The following is a 26890-nucleotide window of genomic DNA, read 5'->3' as shown; positions in this document are numbered from 1 at the left end:
AGAGGGGAGAATGCGATGAACCGGATCTTGTTCGTTTGTACCGGCAATACTTGCCGCAGTCCGATGGCGGAAGGATTGATGCGAAAAATACTGGCGGACGAGGGGCTGGCGGGGATTGAGGTGCGTTCCGCCGGGGTAGCCGCCCATGACGGGACTCCGATCTCCGAGCACGCAGCGACTGTGTTGAAATCAAACGGCGGCACAGGGCCTCAGCGTTCCGCAGCTCTTTCGCAATCGACGGTCGAGTGGGCGGATTTGATCTTGACGATGACTTCCTCGCACAAAAGATATACGATTCAACGGTTTCCGGACGCCGTGGACAAGATTCATACCTTAAAGGAATACGTGGAAGCTGATTCGGCAGCCGCGGCAAAAATCGCTGAAGTCGAAAAGTTGATGACCGATATCCAGCTGAAGCAAGCGCTGGCGAAGCCGGTGACGGACGAAGAGCGGTCACGTATTGTAACGCTGCAGCGGAAACTGCCTACTCCGGACATCGCCGATCCGTTCGGCGGCTCGCTGCAGCAGTACGAGAGCTGTGCGACCGAAATTCACGTCTGTCTAATCAAGCTCGCGGCCAAGCTGAAAGAAGCCCGCTGAAGCCGCTTGTACTACCGCTCAGGCAGCAAGATAGGCTTTACACCGGGCGCAGAATCGGATATGATGAACGTATACATGAAGGAATCCCGATGTAACTGGCGACGAGTGGGGGCAACCACAGTGGAGCATCGGGACATACGGCCGGTCGCCTGGGCAAAGAGCATCGCAAGCGTACACGCATGCGTCATGCTCTTTTTTCGTTTTTGTCGCGGTTTTGGGTTATAATGAAATCGACATTAGCGAGGAGGCGAATTCACGAAAATGAAAATTGCAATGGGTGCGGATCATGCGGGGTACCGGCTGAAGGACGAGCTGAAGCCTCTGATCGAATCGTTGGGACACGAGGTTCAAGATTATGGCTGCAGCTGTGCCGATTCCGTCGATTACCCGGATTATGCGCTGGCTGTATGCGAGAAAGTGGCGGCGGGTGATGCGGACAAAGGCATTCTTATCTGCGGGACGGGCATCGGCATGACCATCGCGGCCAACAAGGTGCCGGGTATCCGCTGCGCGCTCGTGCACGATTTATTTTCCGCCAAAGCGACGCGGGAGCATAACGATTCGAACGTGCTCGCGCTGGGCGAGCGGGTTATCGGCCCGGGGGTTGCGCAGGAAATCGTTAAGATCTGGCTCGAAACCGAGTTTTCGGAAGGCGAACGCCATCGGAATCGGGTAAACAAGGTCAAGGCGCTCGAAGATAAGTTCGCCGTACATCCTTAAATTTGCCGCATGGCAGGAAAAGAGGGTGAGATCGATGACCGAACAGCCGAACGTTAACAGCCGGAAGGAAGCGGATTCGCCAGTCTCGGCCGTCCGTACGCAAGTCGAAACGATCGTCCGGGAGCTGGTTCAGGCCGGGAAAATCGAGCCGGGCCAGCTCATCGTGATCGGGACGAGCACGAGCGAAGTGCTCGGCCGCCATATCGGCACCGGGGGCAGCGAAGCGGTCGCCAGGGAGATCTATGAAGCGGTGGAAGCCGTGAGGGCAGAAGCTGGTTTCTTCCCGGTTTATCAATGCTGCGAGCATTTGAACCGGGCGCTTGTGATGGAGCGGGAAGCGATGCGGCGGTACGGCTTGGAGCAGGTAAGCGTCATTCCGGTACCGAAAGCCGGCGGCTCCATGGCCTCTTATGCCTACCGGAAGCTGGCCGACGCCGTCGTCGTAGAGACCGTGGTGGCACATGCCGGCATCGATATCGGAGGCACGTTGATCGGGATGCACTTGAAGCGCGTAGCCGTTCCGGTCCGGCCGTCGATCCGGCAGATCGGCGAGGCGCCCGTACTGATGGCGGTTACCCGCCCGAAGCTGATCGGCGGAGCCCGTGCCGTCTATACGGCAGAGCCGCCTCGCGGAGAAGAAAGCTGCGATGAACAGTCACAATAACCATAAATCATTTTAACTATGAGGAGGACTTATTCATTATGGAACATTTGCGCAAACAGGACCCGAAAATCGTTGAGGCGATGAACTTGGAGCTCGGCCGTCAACGCGACAAAATCGAGCTGATCGCTTCCGAAAACTTTGTCAGCCAAGCCGTGCTTGAAGCGATGGGTACGGTACTGACCAATAAATACGCCGAAGGCTATCCGCATAAGCGCTACTACGGCGGTTGCGAATACGTCGACATCGTAGAGGACATCGCCCGCGACCGCGCGAAAGAATTGTTCGGTGCCGAGCATGCGAACGTACAGCCTCACTCGGGCGCGCAGGCGAACATGGCCGTCTATCTTGCCGCGGTGAAGCCTGGCGATACAATTCTTGGCATGAACTTGTCCCACGGCGGTCACTTGACGCACGGCAGCCCGGTGAATGCGTCCGGCATTCTGTACAATTTCGTCGAGTATGGCGTATCCGAGAAAGATGCCCGCATCGATTACGACGACGTTCGCAAAGCGGCATTCAAGCATAGGCCTCGCCTGATCGTGGCTGGCGCAAGCGCGTACTCGCGTACGATCGACTTTGAAGCGCTCGGCAAAATCGCCGAAGACGTCGGTGCGCTTTTCATGGTGGACATGGCGCATATCGCGGGTCTGGTCGCAGCAGGCCTGCATCCGAATCCGGTGCCGCATGCGCACTTCGTCACGACGACGACGCACAAAACGCTTCGCGGTCCGCGTGGCGGTTTGATTTTGTGCCGCAAGCCTTGGGCGGCGGCAATCGATAAAGCGGTCTTCCCGGGCACGCAAGGCGGTCCGCTGATGCACATCATCGCAGCGAAAGCCGTAGCATTCGGCGAAGCGCTCCAGCCGGAGTTCAAGACGTACGCGCAAAACGTTATCAACAACGCCAAAGCGTTGGCCGAAGCTTTGTCGGCCGAAGGCATCAACATCGTGTCCGGCGGTACGGACAACCACTTGATGCTCATCGACCTGCGCAGCTTGAACATTACGGGTAAAGAAGCCGAGCATCTGCTTGATGAAGTCGGCGTTACCGTTAACAAAAATGCGATCCCGTACGATCCGACCAGCCCGTTCGTGACGAGCGGCATCCGTCTGGGCACACCGGCGGCAACGTCCCGCGGCATGAACGAAGAAGCGATGAAAACGATCGCGAAGATCGTCTCCCTGACCCTGAAAAATCCGTCCGACGCGTCGGTCCACGACAAAGTGCGTGGGATGGTCAAAGACTTGACGGCACAGTTCCCGCTTTATTCGGGGCTTCAATACTAATTCGCTTTTTGCAAAAGAATCGGACCTTTCCTTGGGAAGGGACCGGTTCTTTTGTGTTGTTCGCTTCGGGCGTCGATTCCCGGCTAATGGCAGGCCTGCTGCCCTTACCGCGTGCCGATTTTATTTGTTCCACGTGGATCATTTTTGACGAAGCTGCATATTTTTCACGCGATTTGGGATTACTTCTTATAGTTGTGGTATAATAGACAAGGTTTGGCTTCATAGCGTTAGTAGGGGGAGCAAGGCATGGGAAAAGTATTTGTTTGCGATCATCCGCTGATCCAACATAAGTTAACGTACATACGGGACGAAAATACGACAACGAAAGATTTTCGCGAGCTTGTCGACGAGGTGGCCACGCTGATGGCCTACGAAATTACAAGAGACATTCCGCTGGAGAAGGTGGAGGTGCGCACGCCCGTCACCACGGCGGAAGGCCGGGTCATTTCCGGGCGGATGCTCGGGCTTATTCCGATTCTGAGAGCGGGGCTCGGCATGGTGGACGGCGTCCTGAAGCTCGTCCCGGCGGCTAAAGTGGGTCACATCGGATTGTACCGGGACCCGGAAACGCTGGAGCCGGTCGAATATTACGCCAAGCTGCCGACGGACGTCACGGAGCGCGAGCTGATCGTGATCGATCCGATGCTGGCCACGGGAGGCTCGGCGAATGCGGCGATCGAGGCGCTCAAGAAGCGCAGCTGTACCCAGATTAAGCTGATGTGTCTGATCGCCGCTCCCGAAGGCGTCCAAGCCGTACAGCAGGCGCATCCGGATGTCGATATTTACGTAGCGGCTATCGACGATTATTTGGACGACCACGGCTATATCGTGCCGGGGCTCGGAGACGCGGGCGACCGGTTGTTCGGAACGAAATAAAGTCTTCGGGAAGGGGAAACCGCAAAGCATGAAAAAAACTAAAGTCATTACGATTTTCGGGACAAGACCGGAAGCGATCAAGATGGCTCCGCTGGTGAAAGAGCTGGAGAAGCATCCGGAGCAGATCGAATCGCTCGTATGCGTTACGGCACAGCACCGCCAAATGCTCGATCAAGTGCTCGATATTTTCAAAATCAAGCCCGATTACGATCTGGACGTCATGAAGGACCGCCAGACGCTGAACGAAATCACCATTCGCGTGCTGCAGGGACTCGATCCCGTGTTCAAGGAAGAGAAGCCGGACATCATTCTCGTTCACGGCGATACGCTGACGACGTTCCTCGCCAGCTATGCGGCTTTCCTGCAGCAGATTCAAGTGGGGCACGTGGAAGCCGGGCTGCGCACGTGGAACAAGCTTTCGCCGTACCCGGAAGAGATGAACCGCCAGCTTACGGGCGTACTGGCCGATATGCATTTTGCGCCGACGAATTGGTCGGCCGGCAACCTGCGCAAAGAAAATAAGCCCGAGAACGCGATCTATGTCACTGGCAACAGCGTGACGGATGTGTTTCAATATACGGTACAGGAGCAGTTCACCCATCCGGTGCTGGATTGGGCGAAGGGCAAGCGCCTCGTGCTGATGACCGCTCATCGCCGGGAGTCGCAGGGCGAGCCCCATCGTCAAATTTTCCGCGCCGTGCGCAGGCTGGTCGACGAGTTTGAAGATATTGTCATCGTGTATCCGGTGCATCCGAGTCCGGCCGTTAAGGAGCCGGCACACGAGATGCTCGGAGGGCATGACCGGATCAAATTACTCGAGCCGTTCGACGTGTTGGAATTCCACAACTTTTACCGGCACGCGCATCTGATCCTGACCGATTCGGGAGGGATGCAGGAGGAAGCTCCTTCGTTCGGCGTGCCGGTGCTCGTGCTGCGTGAAACGACCGAGCGGCCGGAAGGCATTGACGCCGGAACGTTGGAGCTGGTGGGAACGGACGAACAGCATGTCTACGAGCGGGCGAAGGCGCTGCTCAGCGATGAGGCGCTGTATGAAAGAATGAGCCGCTCGGCCAATCCTTACGGTGACGGAAAGGCGTCCGAACGGATCGTTCAGGCGATCCTTTACCACTTCGGACATACGCCGGACAGGCCAGAGCCGTTCCAACCGTGACAATATATTGACAAACGCTACAGCGTACAGTTGCACTGTTTGGTTTGTGAGCCAAAAAAACCTTGATATATCAACGTTTTTGTGATTTTTGTCATAGAAATCAGGCCAAGTTGCACAATTGACAAAATTGACTTTGCTTCGATAAAATATACTAGGATTGTAGGGTGGCATCCATGAATGAAAAGGATCCGTACAATCAGCCTTGGCGCGCGGCCGCATTGGTCAGCGCTCTGGGTATCGACATTGTCGTATGCACAACGGTTGGGTATTTCATAGGGAGCTTGGCCGACAAACATTGGGGTGGCGGTACAAAGGCTTGGTTGATCGGCGGGGTATTGATTGGTTTTGCAATCGGTATCTTTACGGTCATACTGGTACTAAAACGGTTTCTGGAGGACAAACGGGAATAAATGAAGAACCAGTTAAAGTCTGTTGTTCGTGTTACGCTGTATTTTTTGTCTGCCCTGCTGCTGTTTTGGGCCCTCATGCCGGCTTACCGGACATACGTGTGCGGATTGATGCTCGGTCTGGCGGTCAGCCTGATCAACGCCTGGCTTTTGGCCATGAAAATTGAGTCGGTTTCCCAGAACGCAAACGAATACATGGGCAAACGAGTCAATTTAGGAACGGTCTCCAGGATGTGCATGGCGCTAATCGCGGTGATGATCGCCGTGAAGCTGCCTCAGTTCAACCTTGTTTTTACCATCATTGGATTATTTTTTGTCCAATTGGTAACACTCCTGATGGGTTTACTTTTTAGAAGAAATCAATCGTAGTGCATGGAAAGGAGGGAAATGTAAAAATGCATAAATTTCCGGTTTTACAGCTCGGGGGACTGAATATCGATATCTCCACGTTTCTGGCGATTATCGTTACTTGCGTCATCGTGTTCGTTCTGGCACGGTTATCCGTAAGGAACTTGTCCGTTACCAATCCTTCCAAAATGCAAAACTTTTTGGAATGGGTCATCGAGTTCGTGCACAATATTATTGCCAGCACTATGCCTTTAAACAGAGTGAAGCCTTATGTTTCGCTGGGCATGACCTTGATTATGTTTATTTTTGTAGCCAACCTGTTGGGGCTTCCCTTCGGTATCGTTACTACGCATGACCAACCGTTGACGCTGTTCGGTTATACGGTCATTTCCGAAGAGATGATCAAAAGCGCCCACGGCGGTCACGGAGTCGAGGTGGCTTGGTGGAAATCGCCGACGGCCGATGTATCGGTCACTTTCGGGCTTGCTGTGATCATATTTGTGCTGACGCATTATTTAGGTCTTAAGCTCAATACCAAGCATTATTTGAAGCATTACTTCGAACCGTTTTGGTTCTTCTTCCCTCTGAATGTAATCAAGGAAATTTCGAAGCCTCTGACGCTCGGTTTGCGTTTGTACGCGAACATTTTTGCGGGTGAGGTGCTGATCGCCACGATTCTGATGGCCGGGATCTTCGGTACTCCGCTGCTTGTCGCATGGCAAGGCTTCAGTATTTTCGTCGGCGCGATTCAGGCGTTCCTGTTCACGATTCTTACCATGGTTTACATTTCGCAAGCTACCGTGCACGAGGAAGGTCATTAATCCGGTGACCGCTTCATGCCAGTCGCGAATTTTAAGAAAACAAACTAAAAAATTAGTTATCAGTTGAGGAGGATTTTAACAATGGAATTTTTGGCAGCAGCTTTGGCAATTGGTTTGGGCGCACTTGGCGCAGGTATCGGTAACGGTTTGATCGTCAGCAAAACAGTCGAAGGTATCGCTCGTCAGCCTGAACTCCGCGGTACTCTGCAAACGACAATGTTTATCGGTGTCGGTATCGTCGAGGTCGTGCCGATTATCGGTGTCGTACTCGGATTCCTGATCTTCTTCGGTGCTTAATTGAATGAAATCGGTTTGGCGCGGAAGGCCTGAGCCATCCACGCCTTCGTTTTGCCTGAAATGACTGAAAGGAGTGGCATGGATGGGTTGGCATTGGGAGTCATTTGTATTTGCGATCGTAGCCTTTCTGATCCTGTATTGGCTATTGAATAAATACGCTTTCGGACCTTTGATGGGAATCATGGAAGCGCGCAAGCGCATGCTTGCTGAGCAAATCGAATCTACAGATAAAAATCGCCGTGAAGCGGAGCAACTGCTTGCCGAACAAAAACAAGCGCTGCAGGATGTTCGCAAGGAAGCTCACGAGATTGTCGAGCAAGCACGCAAAGTAAGCGCCAAGCAAGGCGAAGAAATCGTGGAGCAAGCGAAATCGGAGGCAGCTCGTTTGAAAAACGAAGCGCTTCAGGATATCGAGAGCGAGAAAAACAAAGCGATTGCGGCCGTTCGTGGTCAAGTCAGCGCTTTGTCCGTCATGATCGCTTCCAAAATTATCGAGAAGCAAGTTGACGAGAAGTCCCAGGAAGAGTTGGTTGAACACTACTTGAAAGAAGTAGGGGGCAACCGATGAGCCAGGATCTGATCGCAGCCAAAAGGTACGCCAAGGCATTATTCGATGTTGCTAGGGAGTCCGACCGGGTTGCTCAAGTCGAGCAAGAGCTCGGAAAGGTCAGTGCGGTCTTAAACGAGAATCCGGACCTGTTCAAGCTCATCAAGCATCCGGGCATCGAGGCTGATGTAAAGATCGGGTTGATCAAGCAAATCTTCGATGCGGACGTATCCGAAGTCGTTATTAACACGCTGAAGCTGCTCATCCAGCGCCGCCGGGAAGAGTCTTTGGAAGCTTTCGCGGCAGCTTATAGCAAAATCGCCAGCGATGCGCTCGGTCAAGCGAACGCCACGGTATACACGCCTGTGGAACTCAGCGAAGCGGAGCTCGGCACGATTGCCGAAACGTTCGGCAAATTAACCGGCAAACAAATCCGTGTGGAATCGGTTCTCGATAAAAGATTGCTCGGCGGCATACAAGTCCGCATCGGCGATCGTCTGTATGACGGAAGCTTGGCGGGCAAGCTGGAGCGTCTGCACAAAACGTTGAATCAATCTCAAGCACTGTAGATAGGGGTGAGGGAATTTGAGTATCAGACCGGAAGAAATCAGCACGCTGATTAAGCAGCAGATTGAACAATATAAATCCGAGATTCAAGTGGTTGACGTAGGTACGGTTATTCAGGTCGGCGACGGTATCGCCCGTGCGCACGGCTTGGAGAACGTCATGGCAGGCGAACTGCTCGAGTTTCCCAACGGCGTGTTGGGATATGCGTTTAACCTTGAGGAAAGCAACGTAGGTATCGTTATTCTGGGGCCTTACACCGACATCCGCGAAGGCGACCAAGTGAAGCGTACCGGCCGCATCATGGAAGTTCCCGTAGGCGAGGAAATGCTGGGCCGCGTCGTGAACCCGCTCGGTCAACCGGTTGACGGCAAAGGTCCGATCAACACAACGAATTTCCGTGCAATCGAATCTCCGGCTCCGGGCGTTATGGCCCGTAAATCGGTTCATGAACCGATGCAAACCGGGATTAAAGCAATCGACGCGATGATTCCTGTCGGCCGTGGTCAGCGGGAGCTTATCATCGGCGACCGTCAAACGGGTAAAACCGCAATCGCGATCGATACAATCATCAACCAAAAAGGCAACGGCGTAAAATGTATTTACGTTGCAATCGGACAAAAGCAATCCACCGTTGTCGGCGTAGTAGAGCAGCTGCGTAAAGCAGGCGCGCTCGAATACACGATCGTGGTTACCGCTTCGGCTTCCGAGCCGTCCCCGATGCTGTGGCTTGCTCCTTATGCAGGTTGCGCGATGGGCGAGTACTTCATGTACAAGGGCGAGCACGTCCTGATCGTTTACGACGACTTGTCCAAACAAGCGGCTGCATACCGCGAGCTGTCCTTGCTGCTTCGCCGTCCTCCGGGCCGGGAAGCTTATCCGGGCGATGTCTTCTATCTGCACTCCCGTTTGCTGGAGCGCGCTGCAAAATTGAACGACGAGTTGGGCGGAGGCTCGATCACCGCGCTGCCGTTTATTGAAACGCAAGCAGGCGACGTATCCGCATATATTCCGACCAACGTAATCTCGATTACGGACGGACAGATCTTCCTTGAGTCCGACTTGTTCTACTCCGGCCAACGTCCGGCGGTTAACGTCGGTATATCGGTATCCCGGGTAGGCGGCTCCGCACAAACGAAAGCGATGAAAAAAGTTGCCGGTACGCTCCGCGTCGACTTGGCTCAATACCGCGAGCTTGCCGCATTCGCACAGTTCGGTTCCGACTTGGATAAAGCGACGCAAAGCCGTTTGAACCGCGGTGAGCGCACGCTTGAAATTTTGAAGCAAGGCGTTAACCAGCCGATGGGTCTTGACCGTCAAGTGGCTTCCCTCTTTACGGTTGTCAGAGGCCATCTGGACGATATTCCGGTAAAAGACGTGCTTCGTTTCGAATCCGAATTCCTGACCTATTTGGACACAAGCCGTCCGGAAATTCTCCAAAGCATCCGCGACACGAAAGACTTGACCGCGGACAACGAGAAAGCATTGACGGACGCGATCGCACAGTTCAAAAGAAGCTTCTCGGTTTCCGAATAATATATAATTAACCCGGGAATCTGGTGAAGAAACCCGGTGCTCTACGATAAGCCTGAAACAAGCGTTTCGATGAAGGTTCTCCCTTGCGGAAGCATAGGCCGTTCAGGGCCTGCGGAAGCAAGCGGAGAAGCCTCGAAAGAGAGGTGAGCAGGTATGGCAAAAGGGATGCGCGAGATTAAGCGCGCGATCAGATCCAAGCAAAACATGAAGCAAATAACCAAGGCCATGGAAATGGTTGCGGCTTCCAAGCTTCGAAGAGCCCAAATGGCGGCGGAATCCGCCCGTCCTTACGCGGATAAGCTGAAGGAAGTGGTCGGCAGCATCGCTGCGGGAACGAAGGGTGTAAAGCACCCGATGCTCGAAACCCGCGAGGTGAAGAAGACCGGTTATTTGGTCATCACGTCCGACCGCGGTCTGGCCGGTGGTTACAACGCCAACGTGTTGCGGAAGGTGTTGGCGGAAATTCGGGAAAAGCACAACTCTCCTGCCGAATATTCGATCTTCGTGATCGGACGCAAAGGCAGAGATTTCTTCAAGAAGCGGAACATTCCGATTTTGGAGGAAGTAACCGGGCTTTCCGATTCGCCGACGTTCTCGGATATTAAGTCGATTGCGGCTGCAGCGGTAGCTAATTTCGAAAACGGGTCGTATGACCAATTGTTCTTGGTCTACAACCAGTTTAAAAATGCGATGACTCAAATCCCGACCGTCAAACGCCTTCTCCCGATGGAAGACGTATCCGTCGAAACAACAGCAGCCTACGAGTATGAGCCGTCTGCCGAGGGCGTATTGGAAGTGCTCCTTCCCAAGTATGCCGAGACGCTCATATACAGTGCGGTACTGGATGGAAAGGCCAGCGAGTTCGGCGCCAGAATGACGGCGATGAGCAGCGCGACGAAGAACGCGACGAAGATGATCAACGAATTGACGTTGTCTTACAACCGTGCGCGTCAGGCTTCGATTACCCAGGAAATTTCCGAAATCGTCGCCGGTGCGAACGCTAACGCCTAGATCGAATCATGGTACGTTAATGGCTTTGCCTCCGGCAAGGCTCGGATATATGCTTACGATGCAGTTTTGCCATAGGCAAAACTTTGAGGAGGGAAAACATGAGCAAAGGGCGCGTTGTGAATATCACAGGGCCGGTCGTTGACATTGAGTTTGAACGTGGACACCTCCCTGAGATTTTGAATGCCATTAAGATTGAAAAGAAAGCCGAAAAGCAAGGCGAGCATGACATCAGCCTGACGGTTGAAGCTGCGGTACATCTCGGCGACAACCTGGTTCGTTGTGTTGCGATGTCTTCCACGGACGGTTTGGTACGCGGTATTGAAGCCGTCGATACCGGAGCTCCGATTTCCGTACCGGTAGGACCGGCTACGCTGGGCCGCGTATTTAACGTGCTTGGCGATCCGATCGACGGAACGACAGAAGTCGACCGTACCAACGTCAGCCCGATTCATAAAGCCGCTCCTGCGTTCGACAACCTGTCGACGAAGGCGGAAATTCTTGAAACGGGAATTAAAGTTATCGACTTGATGGCTCCTTATGCGAAGGGCGGTAAGATCGGTCTCTTCGGCGGTGCGGGCGTAGGTAAAACCGTTACGATGCAGGAGCTTATCCACAACATCGCTCAAGAGCACGGCGGTATCTCCGTATTCGCGGGCGTAGGCGAAAGAACGCGTGAAGGTAACGACCTTTATCACGAGATGAAGGACTCCGGCGTTATCTCGAAGACCGCGATGGTGTTCGGACAGATGAATGAGCCGCCGGGTGCGCGTCTTCGCGTGGCATTGTCCGGCTTGACGATGGCGGAATATTTCCGTGACGAAGAAGGCCGCGACGTGCTTCTGTTTATCGACAACATCTTCCGCTTTACCCAAGCGGGTTCCGAGGTTTCCGCATTGCTCGGCCGTATGCCTTCCGCGGTAGGTTACCAGCCGACGCTGGCTACCGAGATGGGTCAGCTGCAAGAGCGGATCACTTCGACGAAAAAAGGTTCCGTTACTTCCATCCAAGCGATCTACGTTCCGGCGGACGACTACACCGACCCGGCTCCGGCAACGGCATTTGCTCACTTGGACGCAACGACGAACCTTGAGCGCAGCATCGCTGCCGCCGGTATTTTCCCTGCGGTAGACCCGCTAGCTTCGTCTTCCCGGATTTTGACTCCGGAAATTCTCGGCGAAGAGCATTACAATGTCGCTCAAGGCGTGAAGCGGATTCTTCAGCGCTATAAAGAGCTGCTCGATATTATCGCGATCTTGGGTATGGACGAGTTGTCCGACGAGGACAAACTGGTCGTACACCGCGCTCGCCGTCTCCGTTTGTTCCTGTCGCAGCCGCTTCACGTGGCCGAGGCGTTCAACGGGATCCCTGGCTTGTACGTGCCGGTTAAAGAAACCGTCCGCAGCTTCAAAGAAATCCTCGAAGGCAAGCACGATAACCTTCCAGAGCCTGCGTTCCACAACGTGGGTACGATTGAAGACGCGATCGAAAAGGCAAAAACGCTGTAATGAAATAGAACGCGGCTGAAGCGCCGATTCCGCTGAAGAATCGGGCTTTGGCGGCAAGATTAATGCTTACGATGTGGCTTTCTAACGAAAGCCCTTAGGAGGGGAATCCAAGTGAGCACATTCCTGTTGGAAATCGTCACCCCCGAGCGTAAAGTGTACGCCGAACAGGCGAACATGATTGTCGTAAAGGGCGTTGAAGGGGAGCTTGGAATTCTGCCGAATCACATTCCGCTGGTCACTCCATTACGAATCGCTCCGATTACTGTGAAACTGAAAGGGTCGAAAGACACGGTTATCGCAGTAAACGGCGGTTTCATGGAAGTGCGCAAGGATAAGGTGGTTATACTGGCGGAAAGCGCCGAGCTGCCGGAACAGATCGATGTCGAGCGTGCACAGAAAGCGAGAGAACGGGCGCAAAGTCGGCTGTCTCAAGCCAAACAAGACCATGTCGACTTCAAGCGGGCCGAGCTTGCTTTGCAGCGTGCATTGAATCGAATTGACGTCTCTGGGAAAAAATAATAAATGAACCAAAAAAAGACGGAGGAACACGGTTCCTTCGTCTTTTTTTTCTAGTTCTTCCAGTACACTATATGAATCGTACGGGATTAGGCTTCCCGACTTATGAAGGCATTGTGAAAGTGGATGAAAATGTTAGACACCCCAAAAGGCATTTGTTATAATTGGGAAGGCATAACATTAACAACTGTCCTGCAGGAGTAATACGCAGGCGGGACCCAATATAATAAGGGAGGCGGTTCGTTCGCGATGTACATGAACAACTACGTGGTCGTAACGATTTTTCTCTTCTTAGCGGTATTGCTTCCAATTGCAGCGCTTACAATCGGTCGCTGGCTCCGTCCCTACAAACCGGTGGAGGAAAAGTATACGACTTATGAAAGCGGTAACGAGCCGGTAGGAACGGGCCATGTCCGATTCAACATCCGGTATTACCTCTTTGCGCTGATGTTTGTCATCTTTGATGTGGAAACCGTATTTTTGTACCCGTGGGCCGTTGCTTATAAGCAATTAGGCTTGTTTGCGCTTGTAGAGATGTGCATATTTGTGGGCCTGCTGATCATAGGCTTACTCTACGCTTGGAAGAAGAAGGTGCTGCAATGGACTTCAATTTAGAGAGCATTACGCCGGAGGAACGGCAGGAGCTGGAGCGCAACGTATTCATGACGACGCTGGAGCAGGTGAAGGCGTGGGCCCGCAGCAATTCGCTGTGGCCATTGACTTTCGGACTGGCTTGCTGTGCCATCGAAATGATGGGCACGGGCGCGTCCCATTACGATTTAGACCGTTTCGGCGTTATTTTCCGGACGTCCCCACGCCAGTCGGACGTAATGATCGTCGCCGGTACGGTGACGAAGAAGATGGCCCCGCTGTTGAGGCGTTTGTACGAGCAGATGCCGGAGCCGAAATGGGTTATTGCGATGGGCTCCTGTGCCACGGCAGGCGGCCCGTATGTGAAATCGTACGCGGTAGTGAAGGGCGTTGACCAAGTCGTTCCGGTCGATGTGTATATTCCCGGCTGTCCGCCGAATCCGGCCGCCCTGATCTACGGCATCAACAAGCTGCAGGAAAAAATCCGCTATGAAGCGAAAACCGGTAAGCAGGTGACCAATCGATGAGCGAGGAGCAAAAGCGAGAGAAAGCTGATGCGGCCGCTGCCGAAGAGCAGAAGCAAGCGAAAGCGGACGCTAACGCAAAGCCGTCGGGCGATCAAGCGGAAGCCATTTCAGACGAGCAGTCGACGGCGGGCGAAAATACGAAAGCGAACGCAGGCGAGCCGTCTGCGAGCGATAGAGTGAAAGCGGGTGCAGCCGGTGAGCCGGCGAGCGATACGGCGAAAGCTAGCGTAAGCCAAGCGTCCGCCGGGGAAGCGGTCGCAAGCGAAGCCGCTCCCGCGAAGAGCGGCGCAGAGGCAGGCAGCGGCGACGCGAAAGCCGCTGGCGGCGAAGCGCTCGATGCGAAGCCTGCCCCCGCGGCGGCGCCGATGAGCGGCGAGCCGACGGCAGCGCCGGGCGCCGACGTCGCCAAGGCGGGCGGCGCAGGCGAGCCGCCGGGCGGGTACGCCGCGGCGAAGCCGGCAGCGCCGCAGGCAGGCGCCGAAGGCGCGCAGCCGCTCGAAGCGGCCGCCGGCGGCAGCGAGCCTGGCGCGGAGGCGCGCAAGCCGCGGGCCGCGAAGGCCGCCGCAGGCGAGCCCGGCGACGCGCCGGAGGCGGAGCGCGCAGCGCCGAGCGACGCCGAGAAGGAGGCGAAGGCGAAAGCCGCCGCCGAGGCGAGAGCCGCGCGAGCGAACGCGCGCGCCGCGAAAACGGAAGGGGCGGAGCCCGAGGCGCCGAAGGAGCCGTCGCCGAACCAGCCGCTGGTGGACCGGCTTGTGGCGATATTGAAAGATTTTCGCGCGGATGCGGTCGAAGAAGCTTTTATTAATGAAAAAGACGGGCATATTCCTTATGTTATTGTCAAAGCCGAGGCTTGGCCGGACGTGGCGGAGTTGCTGCGGACGCATGAGGAGCTGAAGTTGAACTACTTGCGCAATTTGTCCGGAATCGATATGGAGACCCATATGGAAGTGGCCTACCATATCATTTCGCTGGAAACGAAGCGCAATTATTGTGTGAAAGTGAAGACGGACCGGGAATCGCCGTCCATTCCTTCCGTGACTCCGATTTGGCCAACGGCCAATTGGAACGAACGGGAGGTCTACGATTTATTCGGTATCGATTTTCCGGGACATCCCGACCTGCGCCGGATTATGATGTCTGACGATTGGATCGGTCACCCGCTGCGCAAAGATTATGAGCCGCTCGACCCGGAGGTGTGATGAAGTTTGGCCATTAGAACGGAAGAACTGCTGCTGAACGTAGGCCCGCAGCATCCGAGTACGCATGGAGTGTTTCGGATCGTCGTCAAGCTCGACGGCGAAATCATCACGGAAGCGATCCCGGTCATGGGATACCTGCACCGGGGAACGGAGAAGCTGGCCGAAAACTTAACGTATACCCAAATCATTCCCTATACGGACAGGCTGGACTACGTATCGGCGATGACGAACAATTACGTGCTTGTCAATGCCGTGGAAAAGCTCATGCAGCTGGAAATCCCGGAAAAAGCGGAGTTCCTGCGCTTGATCGTGATGGAGCTCCAGCGGGTCGCCAGTCATATGGTTTGGTGGGGCACATATTTGCTTGATATCGGGGCGATGAGCCCGTTCTTGTTCGCGTTCCGCGACCGGGAGATTATTATCGACCTGTTCAACGAGCTATGCGGCGCCCGGCTGACGTACAACTATATGCGGGTCGGCGGAGTCAAGTGGGATGCGCCGGAAGGCTGGATTCAGAAGGTGCGCGAGTTTGTCCCTTACATGAGGGGCAAGCTGGACCAATATAACGATTTGGTGAGTGGAAACGAAATTTTTCTGGCCCGGATCAAGGGCGTCGGCAAATACGACGCGGAGACGGCTATTGCCTACGGGCTGAGTGGTGCGAATCTGCGTTGTACGGGGGTAAACTGGGACCTGCGGAAGGACCAGCCTTACAGCATTTACAATCGTTTCGATTTCGACGTCCCGGTAAGCACGGGCGGCGATTGCTACGCCAGATATTTGCTGCGGCTGGAGGAAATCCACCAATCGCTGCGCATTCTGGAGCAGGCGGTCGAGCAATTCCCGGCGGAAGGCGAAATCATGGGCAAGGTGCCTCGTGTGCTGCGTCCCGCCGAAGGGGAAGTGTACGCCGGTATCGAATCGCCGCGTGGTGAAATCGGCTGCCATATTATTTCCAAAGGAAAAGATAAGCCGTACCGCCTGAAATTCCGCAGACCGTCATTCGTCAATCTGCAGATCCTGCCGAAGCTGCTGGTCGGCGAAACGATGACGAATCTGATCACCATTCTCGGAGGCATCGATATCGTTGTCGGGGAGGTGGATAGCTGATGCCGGATTTATTGCAAGAGCCGTTAACATGGACGAATGCGGCCATTTTCTTCGCGTGGGGCGTCGTGCTGCTTTTGATCGTTCTTGGCTTTGTGACGTACGCGATCTATTTCGAGCGCAAGGTCATCGGCTGGATGCAGTTGAGGATCGGTCCGAACCGCGTCGGCCCTCTCGGACTGCTGCAAAGCGTCGCGGACGTATTCAAGCTTTTGATCAAAGAAGACACAATTCCGAAAAAGGCCGAACGCGAGCTCTTCATCCTCGCTCCGGTGATTACGTTTATTCCTGCGTTTACGGTCATTGCCGCCATTCCGTTCACGGACCGGCTGATCAGCAGCGACCTGAACGTCGGAGTGCTGTACTATGTCGCGCTTTCCGGAATCTCGACCATCGGCATCGTGCTCGGCGGCTGGGCTTCCAATAACAAATACGCCCTGCTCGGCGGAATGCGCTCTGCTGCCCAGATGATCAGCTATGAAATTCCGCTGGTTATCTCTATCGTAGGCGTCGTGATGATGTCCGGCAGCATGAACCTTCGCACGATCGTGGAAGGCCAGGCGGGCGGGTTCTGGCACTGGAACTTTTTGCCGCAAATTATCGGCTTTGCCGTGTTTATCGTTGCTGCCGTTTCGGAGCTGAACCGGACGCCTTTCGACTTGCCTGAGGCCGAGTCGGAGCTGGTTGCAGGCTACCACGTTGAGTACAGCGGTTTCCGCTTTGCCTTTTTCATGCTTGCCGAGTACGTCTACGTGTTCGCTATCGCCGGCTTGACGACGTCCGTGTTTTTGGGAGGGTGGCAGGCGCCGCTTCCGTTCCTCGATTTTATCCCGGGGATCATCTGGTTTTTGCTGAAGTTTGCGTTCATCGTATTCTGCCTGTTCTGGCTGCGCGCAACGATGCCCCGGATTCGGGTGGACCAGCTGATGGGACTCGGCTGGAAGGTGCTGCTGCCGCTGGCGCTGGTTAATATTTTTGTAACGGCCATCTATATGGCGATTGCGATGTAACAAGGACCCGGCAGCCGGATGCCGAGGATGAAAGGGTGATTGACTATGAAGGGCATCATGAAGGGACTGGGCGTGACTTTTAAATCCATGACCCAGAAAAAAGTGACCTACGCTTATCCCGACGTTCCGCTTCAAATGCCGGACCGGTTCCGGGGCATCCAGCATTTTGACCCCGAGAAGTGCATCGTCTGCAATCAATGCGCGCGCATTTGCCCGACGGAGTGCATCAATCTGGTCGGCAAGCCGAACCCGGACCCCGAGAAAAAGGGAAAAGTGATCGATACGTACGATATTAACTTTGAAATATGCATTTTGTGCGACTTGTGCACGGAAGTATGTCCGACCGAAGCGATCGTGATGACCAACAACTTTGAGCTGAGCACGTACAGCCGCGACGATTTGTTCAAAAACCTGCAATGGCTGAACGAGAACAATCACAACGTGCGCAAGGAGAACAACTCCGCGCTTCCGAAAGGCGGGGCGAAATAATGTTCGGAAATATCGTCGACTTTTTGTCCCGCGGCGAAAATATCGCATTTTTCATCTGTGCGCTGCTTGCCATCGGCGGGGCGATTTTCATGCTCAGCTTTACCAAAGTGGTTCACATGGTCGTGGCCGTGGCGCTGACGTTCATCAGCCTGGCCGGGCTGTATGTCGTGCTCGAAGCGGAATTTGTGGCCGTCGTTCAGATCTTGATCTATGCGGGCGCCATCTCCATTCTCATGATTTTCGGGATCATGATGACCAAGCATACGAAGGAAGAGGAAGAAGAGCCGAAGCGGCCGTGGCATAACGGACTGTTGTTCGTCGGGGCGGCGGGACTGTTCGGCATCATCTTCTACGCGATCCAGCAATCGCAGCTTCCTTCCGGCGAATACCCGTCGATGCAGGACAATACGATGGAGATCGGGAAGCTGCTGTTTACCAACCATGTGATCCCGTTCGAATTGATGTCGGTGCTGCTGACGGTCGCTTTCATCGGTGCGATCATCGTAGCGAAGAGAGAGGAGGACTGAGGGATGGGAGCTACCGGATTGGCTACGCCTTACTTGACGCTGGCAGCGATTCTATTCTGCATCGGATTGTATGGAGCGCTCTCGAAAAAGCATGCCGTTATCGTCTTGCTGTCTGTCGAGCTGATGCTCAACAGCGTCAACCTGAACCTCGTCGCTTTTTCCAAGCTGGGCGTCAACCCGGGATTAACCGGGCAAATTTTCTCGCTGTTTAACATTACGGTGGCCGCGGCGGAAGTGGCCGTCGGCATTGCGATACTGATTGCGCTGTACCGCAACAAAGGAACAACGGATGTCAACGAGATGGACTCAATGAAGCGATAGCGCAGCTTCCGCAAGCGCTTGTCCGGAAGCTAGGGAGGCTATCCGGACAGCAATCAGAGATCGTTTTCTTAGGAAAGCTTGCGGTAATCTCTTGGAGGAGGACTTAAGCCTATGGTATCGGCTTATTCGCAATACGCTTGGCTCATCCCGTTGTTCCCCTTGCTGTCGTTTCTCATTTTAACGGCGGTGGGGCGCAGCTTGCGGGAGACGGGCGCTTATATCAGCATAGTGGCCGTGTTTGCTTCGTTCGCGCTGTCTGTCCTTATTTTCTGGGAACGGATCGGCGGGAACGTCGAAGATTTCACGTGGAACAAATTGCAATGGCTCCATCTTGGCAACATTACGCTGAACATGGGCTTCGAGGTTACGAATTTGAATGCGCTCATGCTGGTCATCGTGACCTTTGTCAGCTTGCTTGTCAATATTTATTCCAAAGGCTATATGCACGGGGACGAGCGAATTAATGTGTTTTTCGCTTATATCGCCCTGTTTACGTTCTCCATGCTCGGACTTGTCATCTCGGAGAACATGGTGCAGTTCTACATATTCTGGGAGCTGGTCGGCGTCTGCTCGTTCCTGCTCGTAGGTTTCTGGTATTTCAAGCCGGAAGCCCGGGCGGCTGCCAAGAAGGCGTTCATCGTCACCCGGATCGGCGACGTCGGGTTATTTCTCGGTATTTTGCTGCTGTTCTGGGTTATGCCGAACCATGCACTCGACTTTAGCTCGATTCATAATGCGCTGTCCGGTGGAAAAATTTCCGGCGACATGGCGACTTGGATCGCCATTCTGATTTTCGTCGGCGCCATCGGCAAATCCGGCCAATTCCCGCTGCACACGTGGCTGCCGGATGCGATGGAAGGTCCGACGCCGATCAGTGCGCTGATCCATGCCGCGACCATGGTTGCCGCTGGCGTGTATCTCGTAGCGCGGACGTTCGACATTTTCACGGCATCGCCTGTGGCTTTGACCGTGGTCGCTGTGGTCGGGGCGTTCACGGCGATATTTGCCGCCACGATCGGTACGGCACAGAACGATATTAAGCGGATCTTGGCCTATTCTACGGTCAGCCAGCTCGGCTACATGATGATGGCGCTGGGGATCGGCACGACCGTGGCGTATACGGCAGGCATTTTCCACTTGTTCACGCACGCCTTCTTCAAGGCTCTGCTGTTCCTTGGCGCAGGCAGCGTCATTCATGCGGTGCACACGCAGAACATTCACGAAATGGGCGGCATCGGCAGCAAAATGAAAATTACGGCGTGGACGTTTGCCATCGGCGCGCTCGCGCTCAGCGGGATCGTGCCGCTGTCCGGCTTCTGGTCCAAGGATGCGATTCTTGCCGAAGCGTATAACACCGGACATACCGGATTGTTCTGGGTCGGACTGATTGCAGCGTTTTTTACGGCATTTTATATGTCACGCCTGTTCTTTCTGGTGTTCATGGGCAAATCCCGGCAAAAGGAAAATCACGGTCCGGTTCACGAATCTCCCGGCTCCATGACCTTCCCGCTTATCGTGCTGGCGGTTCTTGCCGTCGTAGCCGGCTTCGTCTTCACGCCGTTCAATCCGTGGCTGGGCTCGTGGCTGACCGGACATGCGGAAGAAGAGCATGCTTCCTGGTTCGTCATGGTGATGTCCAACGTCGTCGGTTTGCTCGGGATCGGACTCGGATATCTCGTCTATCTCAAACGCGTGATTTCCGCCGATGCCGTCTCGGCTGGCGCGCCTTGGCTGTACCGGCTGCTGAACCGCAAGTATTACATCGATGAGCTGTATCAGGCGATCATCGTGCGCCCGCTTCAGGGAATCGGATCTTTGCTGCACCTGTTCGACGTCTATGTGGTCGACGGTGTCGTTCGTTTGGCTGCCTATACCGTAACCGGCCTCGGACGTCTCGGGTCCCGGATGCAGAACGGACAGGTACAATCGTACGGGCTGATGACGCTGCTCGGGCTGTTGATTTTGATGCTGGCCATTGCGGGAAGGAGGTTCATCGATGTCGGATAGTATTCCTATTTTATCGCTCATCGCTTTTTCGCCGCTCATCGGTGTGCTGATCCTGATGTTCACGCCTAAGACGCAGGGCCAGTGGATCAAAGCGACGGCGATTGTCGCGACGCTCATTCCGCTGGTGCTGTCCGCCTGGCTTTACGGGCAGTTCAACCATAATCTCGAAGGCATGCAGTTTAGAGAAGAGGTACCGTGGATCCTCGTTCCGTTGAACAAAGAGACGCAGGGACTCAGTCAATTGACGGCGTACTTCTTTGAGTTCAAGTATACGATGGCCGTTGATGGTCTTTCGCTGCCGCTCGTCTTCTTGACCGCGATTGTCGCAACGATGGCTGCGCTGGCTTCGGTGTACATCAAGAAGCGCTGGAAATCGTATTTTATATTGTTCCTGCTGCTCGAAACCGGCATGTTCGGCGTCTTTATGGCGCAGGATCTGTTCTTGTTCTTCGTCTTCTTCGAGCTGACGCTGATCCCGATGTTTTTCCTGATCGGCATTTGGGGGTATATGGATCGGGAGCGGGCTGCGAACAAGTTCTTAATCTATAACGGAATCGGTTCGGCGATTATGCTGATCGCTTTTCTCATCCTCGTCAGTACGGCGGGCTTCGGCCAAACGATGGGGGATAACGGCATTTCGATTCATTATTCCGGGGATATCAACGTGATTATGGAGCATCTGTTCCAGAGCGCGGATTCGTATGTGAATCAAGGCGATCTGGAAGGCAACCCGTTCTATTTAAGCGAAACGATGAAATGGGTGCTGTTCCTGATGATGCTCGTGGCCTTCGGCATCAAGCTGCCGATTTTCCCGTTCCATACGTGGATGCTGAAAGTACATACAGAAGCTCCGCCGTCGATCGTTATGATTCACTCCGGCATTTTGCTGAAAATGGGCGCTTACGGCTTGATCCGCTTCGGGATTCTGCTGTTCCCGCAGCAGGCGGTGCAGTGGGCTGCCGTACTGGCGATTCTCGGTGTGATCAACATCGTGTACGGTGCGATTCTGGCCTTCGTGCAAAAGGAGTTCAAGCTGGTGCTGGCTTACTCCAGTATTAGCCATATGGGCATCGTGCTGGTCGGCATTGCCGCGTTTAACCCGGCCGGTCTGGAAGGAGCCGTATTCCAGCTCGTCTCTCACGGTCTCATCTCGGCGCTGTTGTTTCTGCTTGTCGGGAGCATTTATGAGCGTACGCAGACGACGGAGCTTGACCAGCTTGGGGGCTTGGCCAAATCGGTGCCGTTCATTTCCGGCATTCTGCTTGTAGCGGGGATGGCCTCGCTCGGCCTGCCCGGGTTGTCCGGCTTCATCGGCGAATTCCTGGCCTTCTTGGGCTTGTTCGAGAAGTATAAGATCATTACGGCCGTCGGGGCGCTCGGGATCATTCTGGCTGCGGTCTACGTGCTTCGCGGGGTGCTCGGTATCACGTACGGACCGCAGAAGACGACGCTGCCGGAGATGCGGGATGCACGGCTGATCGAAGCGATTCCGATGATTGCGCTTGTCGCTTTCATCGTGGTGCTCGGGATTTACCCGGGCGTGCTGAGCAATCCGCTGCATCAAACCGTCAGCAGCTTCGATCAATTCATTCACAGCGTTTCTGCGAAGATAGGGGGTTAGACCGGTGGAACCGATACGTCTTGAGCTAAGTGATCTGGGTCTGCTGGCTCCGGAGCTGACACTTGTCGCCGCCGCTGTGGTGTTGTCGCTGCTTGATCTGCTGCTGCCGCGTCAGATGAACCGGACCTGGCTGGGCTGGCTATCGCTGGTGGGCATTATTATCGCTGCTGTATTTGCGGCAGGGCAGCTCAATCCTGCAGAACCGAAGCAGCTGCTGAACTTCAGCTACCGGGTCGACGATTTTGCGGCCATCCTGAAGCTGGTGCTGCTGGCGGGAGCCGGGCTGATTACGCTAATGAGCATCGGCTCGGTGAAAGAAGATGAAATTCCGCATATCGGCGAATTTTATTATTTGCTTCTGCCGGCGACGCTCGGCGGTATGATTATGGCTTCGTCCGGCGATCTGATCACCATCTTCGTCGGCCTGGAGCTGCTCAGTATCACCTCATATATTTTGGTAGCCATGCGCAAGAAAGACAAACGCTCGAACGAGGGGGCTTTTAAGTACCTTGTGCTGGGCGGCGTATCGTCAGCCGTCATTTTGTACGGTATGTCCTTCTTGTACGGCATGACGGGCTCGACGGTGATCAAGGAGATTAACGCGGGACTGGGGGCAGCGTCCCATGGAATGCTTCCGCTCGTTTATTTAAGCTTTTTCCTGCTGCTTGCGGGCTTCGGCTTCAAAGTGGCGGCGGCGCCGTTCCATATGTGGGCTCCGGACGTATACCAAGGAGCTCCGACGCCGGTTACCGCTTTTCTTGCGGTCGTGTCGAAGGCGGCGGCATTCGCGATTTTGTTCCGGTTCATGTACAACGTCTATGCGATCGGGGATCTGATGAATCTTCCGTTCCATAAGGACGTCTTGCTATCCTTGATGGTCGTGGCGGCCGCTGCGATGATCGTCGGTAACTTCATTGCTCTGCGGCAAACGAACATGAAACGGCTGCTGGCTTACTCCGGGATTGCCAACTCGGGATACTTGATGGTGCCGATCGCGATTCAGTTCTCGATGATGCATTATTCAAATTTTGCTGAGTTCGCTTTTTACCTGATCGCCTATCTGTTCATGAACATCGGGATTTTCGCGGTGCTGATGATCATCGAACGCTCGACGGGCGACGATGAGATCAAAGGCTTGGCCGGCTTGTATTACCGGGCGCCGGGAACGGCTATCGCAACCGTGCTGCTGGTGCTGTCCCTGGCAGGACTGCCAGTGTCCGGCGGCTTCTTCGGGAAGCTGTACATTTTGCTCGGCACGCTGCAAACGCAGCATTACTGGCTTGCGGCGGTCATGATCGGAACGAGCGTCGTTTCGTACTACTTCTACTTCGGCTTGATCCGCCAAATGTTCATGCGCAGTGAAGACGGGGCGCAGCCGATCCGCACCAGCGTTCCGCTTAGCGTAACGATGTGGCTGTGCGTAGCCGCGAGCGTAGTGCTCGGATTGTTCCCGCACTGGGTGCTCGGCTACTTGGAACGCATCTTCTCGCTTACGCAGGATTTGTTCATATTTAGCTAGTCCGGGTGGAAGTATTTCTCCACTCGTGCATGTGAAACCCCGCTTTTCCTTGACCGGAGAGGCGGGGTTTTTCGGCGTATATGTCTGAATGGTGAAACTTTGCTCTCAGGTTTTCAATTCCAGTTGCAGGGATTCGGCTTAAAGCTTAGAATGAGATAATGGGGTTAGGCTGAAGAAAATCATGATAAAGGATTCTGAATGCGATGAACGGCATACAACTTAAACATACAATATACTCATCATTCTTGGGCCTCACGATTTTCCTCACCAGCACCGGTACGGTTTATGCTTTGGAGGCGGACGATCCGTTCTATGCCAAGCAGACTTACCTTAAGCAAATTCACATGAACGAAGCCTGGAATGTGACGCAGAGCAACAGCGGCATGATTATCGCGGTCGTCGATACCGGAGTGGATTTGGCGCATCCCGATTTGAAGCCCAATTTGGTGCCGGGCGTCAACCTGATTCATCCGAAACAGCCGCCGGCGGACGACAACGGCCATGGCACCAACGTAGCCGGTGTCATAGGCGCTGTGGGAAATAACGACCGGGGCGTTGCCGGCATGCTGTGGAATGCCAGGATCATGCCGATCAAAGCGCTTGAAGCGGACGGGTCCGGCGGCGAGCAGAAGCTCGGAGAAGGGATTCGTTATGCCATCGATCATGGCGCCAAGATTGTTGTTCTCTCGCTGGGCCTCAATAAATACTCCGCCTACATGAACGATATCGTACGGTATGCGGAGGAAAGAGACGTGTTGCTTGTAGCCGCTACGGGCAACGAAGGCAACCGCGTCAAATACCCGGCGGCGTATCCTACTGTCCTCGCGGTTGGCGGAGTGAACACCAACGGTGCGGTGAACGAATTGTCCAACACGGGACCGGAGGTCGACGTCGTTGCGCCTTGGGATGTGTTCACGACGGCGATAGGCGGTTCGTACGAAGCGAAGGATGGGACGTCGATGGCTGCACCGCAAGTTGCGGCTGCGGCCGCACTGCTGTGGGGACGGAATCCGGAGATGAAAGCGTATCAGATCCGTCAATGGATTCGCCAAACCGCGGAGGACCTAACCGGAAAAGGCTGGAATCCGCGCACCGGCTACGGCTTGCTTCGGGTAGACCGATTGCTCAATGAGCCTTATTTGGCCGACATGTACGAACCGAACAACCGTAAGGATCAGGCCAAAGCGATCTCCGTCAGTAAAAAGATTACCGCATCCTTCTCGGATGGTTCGGACAACGACTGGTTTGCTACGGATGCTTCCTACGACGGAACCGTAAATGTTACGCTGGAGCTTGATAGCAGCTTATCGGTGAATGTGCAGCATACGGACGCTTCCGGTGTGCTGACGACCAAAACCGTGCAAGGAGGCCAGACGGTTCCGTTCAAAGTGTCGAAGGGGCGAAGTTATTTTCAACTGCAGCTTAGCGACCGCAACCGCAAAGTGGAGACGCCTTACGGACTGACGACTTCCTTTGACATTTACCGCGATCCGTACGAAGACAACGACCGCCAGTTCAAAGCGTACGTGCTGCCCTCCCGGAGCGTAAAGGTCAAGGGGACGTTTCACCAATACAACGATGTGGATTGGTATGAATTCCCGGTTACCCAAACCGGTTCGTTGCGCATTCATGTGACGACCGATACGGCACGAATCGACCCGGTGCTTCTCGTTCAAAAGCAAGGGGAGAAGTCGGTGACGATCGACGAAGGTGACGACGGCGCAACGGAGTCGTACTCCTTGCCCGAAGTATTTCCCGGCACCTATTACATTCGGGTGAATAACGTGAAGGATTATACGAACCCGGTTGTTGGCGAATATACGCTCGCGATCGAGTACGACGCGAAGCTGATTGATCCGAACGAACCGAACAACCGATCTTATCAGGCGACCGCCATCTCGATGGATACTCCGTATAATGGCCTGCTCGACAAGTCGGACGACGTGGATTGGTTCCAGTTTAAGGTGGAAGAGGAAAGCTTCGTTCGGGTCGGACTTAGCGACATTCCCTCCGGCGTGAGCATGTATATGCATTTATACGACGGGTCGATGAATTCGATGGCGACCTCGATGAACAACAGCTCATCCGACTCGCAGGAATTGTCGGGCCGCTTCAAGCCGGGGACGTACTATCTGAAGCTGACTTCTAACCGGCCGTTCGATAACCGCATGTATCAGCTGCTCGTTAACGCCAAGCCGCTGACCGGCGGCTATACCGATATTCGAGGGCATTGGGCGCAAAATGCGATCTTGAATTTGACCGGCAAACAGGTCATTAACGGATACGACAACTATACGTTCCAGCCCGACCGGCCGATTACCCGTGCCGAAGCGACGGCGGTTATCTCGCGGGCGTTCCGGCTGTCGAAGCAAAAAGCGGTCAGCTACTCGGATTTGCCGGAGACGCATTGGGCCTACGATCATGTGGCCCGGGCGACACAGGCGGGCATTATCGAAGGCTACCCGGACCGGACGTTTGCGCCGGACCAGCCGGTCACTCGCATGGAGATGACGGCGATGCTGGCACGCAGCATGAACATGACGGGCAAACGAAGAGGCGCCCTTCCGTTTACCGACGTGGATGAAGAGTATTGGGGCGTCGGTCTGCTCAAGCAGATGAAAGCCGAAGGGCTGGTCGGCGGCTATGCGGACGGCTCGTTCCGGCCCGAGCAGCAGGCGACCCGGGCTGAATTCGTCCAACTGCTGATGGGGATTCTGAAATAAACCGGGTCCGGAAGCGGCCAATCGGCTTTTCCGGACCGGCGGGACACTTCGGTGAAAGCGGGGAATGCTTTTTCCATGGATTATTTGGATCAAATGAGCGCGTCGATGGGACTAAAGGGGATGATCAACATTGTGGTCGTCCTGGTATTCATCGGCGTCTCTTGGTGGGCTCTGCAGGAGCTGAAGCTGGAGACGATGCTGAGACGCCCCAAAAGCGCCCAGGCCAAAATGCTGCAAATCCTGCTCTCGATCGCGCTCGGGTATCAAACTGCCCGCTTCGTGATCGACTATTTGGAGTGGTCGACTTGGTTCTCCGGAATGTTCTGAAAAAACATTTTTTCGAATAACCGAGGAGAATGTTGTCAACAATGGTTAGTACA

29 protein-coding genes and 1 riboswitch are annotated in these 26890 nt (G+C 54.6%); all 29 genes read left to right on the top strand.

Annotated features, from left to right (window positions below):
* The first annotated feature begins 15 nt into the window (after window positions 1–15).
* The 29 genes from NI000_RS25095 to NI000_RS24955 all read left to right on the top strand — a co-directional run bounded on the left by NI000_RS25095 (window position 16) and on the right by NI000_RS24955 (window position 26837).
* Window positions 16–600, top strand: coding sequence for a low molecular weight protein arginine phosphatase (locus tag NI000_RS25095; RefSeq protein WP_253414107.1), 585 nt, complete (start codon window positions 16–18; stop codon window positions 598–600).
* 81 nt (window positions 601–681) lie between these two features.
* Window positions 682–762, top strand: a riboswitch (ZMP/ZTP riboswitch).
* Between the two features lie 99 nt (window positions 763–861).
* Window positions 862–1320, top strand: coding sequence for a ribose 5-phosphate isomerase B (rpiB, locus tag NI000_RS25090; RefSeq protein ID WP_253414106.1), 459 nt, complete (start codon window positions 862–864; stop codon window positions 1318–1320).
* Window positions 1321–1354: 34 nt separating this feature from the next.
* Window positions 1355–1984 carry a TIGR01440 family protein gene (locus NI000_RS25085; RefSeq protein ID WP_253414105.1) on the top strand — a complete coding sequence of 210 codons (630 nt, stop codon included), beginning with the start codon at window positions 1355–1357 and terminating at the stop codon, window positions 1982–1984.
* Window positions 1985–2022: 38 nt separating this feature from the next.
* Window positions 2023–3270, top strand: coding sequence for a serine hydroxymethyltransferase (gene glyA, locus NI000_RS25080; protein ID WP_253414104.1), 1248 nt, complete (start codon window positions 2023–2025; stop codon window positions 3268–3270).
* Between the two features lie 246 nt (window positions 3271–3516).
* Window positions 3517–4146: a uracil phosphoribosyltransferase gene (upp, locus tag NI000_RS25075; protein WP_036682788.1), complete on the top strand. Its 630-nt coding sequence runs from the start codon at window positions 3517–3519 to the stop codon at window positions 4144–4146.
* A gap of 28 nt (window positions 4147–4174) precedes the next feature.
* Window positions 4175–5317 (top strand): non-hydrolyzing UDP-N-acetylglucosamine 2-epimerase, encoded by a 1143-nt coding sequence (gene wecB, locus NI000_RS25070; protein WP_253414103.1) that lies wholly within the window; start codon window positions 4175–4177, stop codon window positions 5315–5317.
* 173 nt (window positions 5318–5490) lie between these two features.
* Complete coding sequence (locus NI000_RS25065) at window positions 5491–5727, top strand: AtpZ/AtpI family protein (protein WP_054977492.1); 237 nt, start codon at window positions 5491–5493, stop codon at window positions 5725–5727.
* Entirely contained in the window at window positions 5728–6093 is a 366-nt protein-coding gene (locus tag NI000_RS25060; RefSeq protein ID WP_253414102.1) for an ATP synthase subunit I, read from the top strand.
* Window positions 6094–6119: 26 nt separating this feature from the next.
* Window positions 6120–6893 carry a F0F1 ATP synthase subunit A gene (gene atpB / locus NI000_RS25055; RefSeq protein WP_253414101.1) on the top strand — a complete coding sequence of 258 codons (774 nt, stop codon included), beginning with the start codon at window positions 6120–6122 and terminating at the stop codon, window positions 6891–6893.
* Window positions 6894–6974: 81 nt separating this feature from the next.
* Entirely contained in the window at window positions 6975–7190 is a 216-nt protein-coding gene (gene atpE, locus NI000_RS25050) for a F0F1 ATP synthase subunit C (protein WP_025850351.1), read from the top strand.
* An 82-nt stretch (window positions 7191–7272) separates the two neighbouring features.
* Window positions 7273–7758: a F0F1 ATP synthase subunit B gene (atpF, locus tag NI000_RS25045; protein WP_253414100.1), complete on the top strand. Its 486-nt coding sequence runs from the start codon at window positions 7273–7275 to the stop codon at window positions 7756–7758.
* Entirely contained in the window at window positions 7755–8306 is a 552-nt protein-coding gene (locus tag NI000_RS25040) for a F0F1 ATP synthase subunit delta (protein ID WP_253414099.1), read from the top strand. Before atpF ends, NI000_RS25040 begins: the two co-directional genes overlap by 4 nt.
* A gap of 16 nt (window positions 8307–8322) precedes the next feature.
* Window positions 8323–9837, top strand: coding sequence for a F0F1 ATP synthase subunit alpha (gene atpA / locus NI000_RS25035; protein WP_010500435.1), 1515 nt, complete (start codon window positions 8323–8325; stop codon window positions 9835–9837).
* Window positions 9838–9990: 153 nt separating this feature from the next.
* Window positions 9991–10848 (top strand): ATP synthase F1 subunit gamma, encoded by an 858-nt coding sequence (gene atpG / locus NI000_RS25030; protein WP_253414098.1) that lies wholly within the window; start codon window positions 9991–9993, stop codon window positions 10846–10848.
* 98 nt (window positions 10849–10946) lie between these two features.
* Window positions 10947–12353 (top strand): F0F1 ATP synthase subunit beta, encoded by a 1407-nt coding sequence (atpD, locus tag NI000_RS25025; RefSeq protein ID WP_010500433.1) that lies wholly within the window; start codon window positions 10947–10949, stop codon window positions 12351–12353.
* A 111-nt stretch (window positions 12354–12464) separates the two neighbouring features.
* Complete coding sequence (locus NI000_RS25020; protein ID WP_253414097.1) at window positions 12465–12872, top strand: F0F1 ATP synthase subunit epsilon; 408 nt, start codon at window positions 12465–12467, stop codon at window positions 12870–12872.
* Window positions 12873–13118: 246 nt separating this feature from the next.
* Window positions 13119–13484: an NADH-quinone oxidoreductase subunit A gene (locus tag NI000_RS25015; protein WP_251602038.1), complete on the top strand. Its 366-nt coding sequence runs from the start codon at window positions 13119–13121 to the stop codon at window positions 13482–13484.
* On the top strand, window positions 13469–13987 hold the full coding sequence (locus tag NI000_RS25010) for a NuoB/complex I 20 kDa subunit family protein (protein WP_010500430.1): 519 nt from the start codon (window positions 13469–13471) through the stop codon (window positions 13985–13987). Before NI000_RS25015 ends, NI000_RS25010 begins: the two co-directional genes overlap by 16 nt.
* Window positions 13984–15186 (top strand): NADH-quinone oxidoreductase subunit C, encoded by a 1203-nt coding sequence (locus NI000_RS25005; RefSeq protein WP_253414096.1) that lies wholly within the window; start codon window positions 13984–13986, stop codon window positions 15184–15186. Before NI000_RS25010 ends, NI000_RS25005 begins: the two co-directional genes overlap by 4 nt.
* A 6-nt stretch (window positions 15187–15192) precedes the next feature.
* Window positions 15193–16296: an NADH-quinone oxidoreductase subunit D gene (locus tag NI000_RS25000; protein ID WP_253414095.1), complete on the top strand. Its 1104-nt coding sequence runs from the start codon at window positions 15193–15195 to the stop codon at window positions 16294–16296.
* Complete coding sequence (nuoH, locus tag NI000_RS24995; RefSeq protein ID WP_301292668.1) at window positions 16296–17303, top strand: NADH-quinone oxidoreductase subunit NuoH; 1008 nt, start codon at window positions 16296–16298, stop codon at window positions 17301–17303. The genes NI000_RS25000 and nuoH overlap by 1 nt, the downstream gene beginning before the upstream one ends.
* A 45-nt stretch (window positions 17304–17348) precedes the next feature.
* Window positions 17349–17792, top strand: a complete 444-nt coding sequence (nuoI, locus tag NI000_RS24990; protein ID WP_090672266.1) for an NADH-quinone oxidoreductase subunit NuoI — start codon at window positions 17349–17351, stop codon at window positions 17790–17792.
* Window positions 17792–18319: an NADH-quinone oxidoreductase subunit J gene (locus NI000_RS24985; protein ID WP_253414094.1), complete on the top strand. Its 528-nt coding sequence runs from the start codon at window positions 17792–17794 to the stop codon at window positions 18317–18319. The genes nuoI and NI000_RS24985 overlap by 1 nt, the downstream gene beginning before the upstream one ends.
* Before the next feature lie 3 nt (window positions 18320–18322).
* Complete coding sequence (gene nuoK, locus NI000_RS24980; protein WP_010499416.1) at window positions 18323–18640, top strand: NADH-quinone oxidoreductase subunit NuoK; 318 nt, start codon at window positions 18323–18325, stop codon at window positions 18638–18640.
* A 111-nt stretch (window positions 18641–18751) separates the two neighbouring features.
* Window positions 18752–20647 (top strand): NADH-quinone oxidoreductase subunit L, encoded by a 1896-nt coding sequence (nuoL, locus tag NI000_RS24975; RefSeq protein WP_253414093.1) that lies wholly within the window; start codon window positions 18752–18754, stop codon window positions 20645–20647.
* Window positions 20637–22268: a complex I subunit 4 family protein gene (locus tag NI000_RS24970; protein ID WP_216794165.1), complete on the top strand. Its 1632-nt coding sequence runs from the start codon at window positions 20637–20639 to the stop codon at window positions 22266–22268. The genes nuoL and NI000_RS24970 overlap by 11 nt, the downstream gene beginning before the upstream one ends.
* Before the next feature lie 4 nt (window positions 22269–22272).
* A complete protein-coding gene (locus tag NI000_RS24965) occupies window positions 22273–23787 on the top strand; it encodes an NADH-quinone oxidoreductase subunit N (protein ID WP_253414092.1) in 1515 nt (504 codons plus the stop codon).
* 203 nt (window positions 23788–23990) lie between these two features.
* The gene (locus tag NI000_RS24960) at window positions 23991–26510 is read left to right on the top strand and encodes a S8 family serine peptidase (RefSeq protein WP_375541001.1); all 2520 of its coding nucleotides are present in this window, start codon (window positions 23991–23993) and stop codon (window positions 26508–26510) included.
* A 75-nt stretch (window positions 26511–26585) separates the two neighbouring features.
* The gene (locus tag NI000_RS24955) at window positions 26586–26837 is read left to right on the top strand and encodes a DUF1146 family protein (protein WP_054972593.1); all 252 of its coding nucleotides are present in this window, start codon (window positions 26586–26588) and stop codon (window positions 26835–26837) included.
* The last annotated feature ends 53 nt before the right edge of the window (window positions 26838–26890 follow it).

It is taken from the genome of Paenibacillus tyrphae (assembly GCF_024158745.1).
GTDB lineage: Bacteria > Bacillota > Bacilli > Paenibacillales > NBRC-103111 > Paenibacillus_G > Paenibacillus_G tyrfis_A.
Note: the sequence above shows the minus strand (reverse complement) of the source record. Positions and strands in the feature narration are given on the sequence as shown.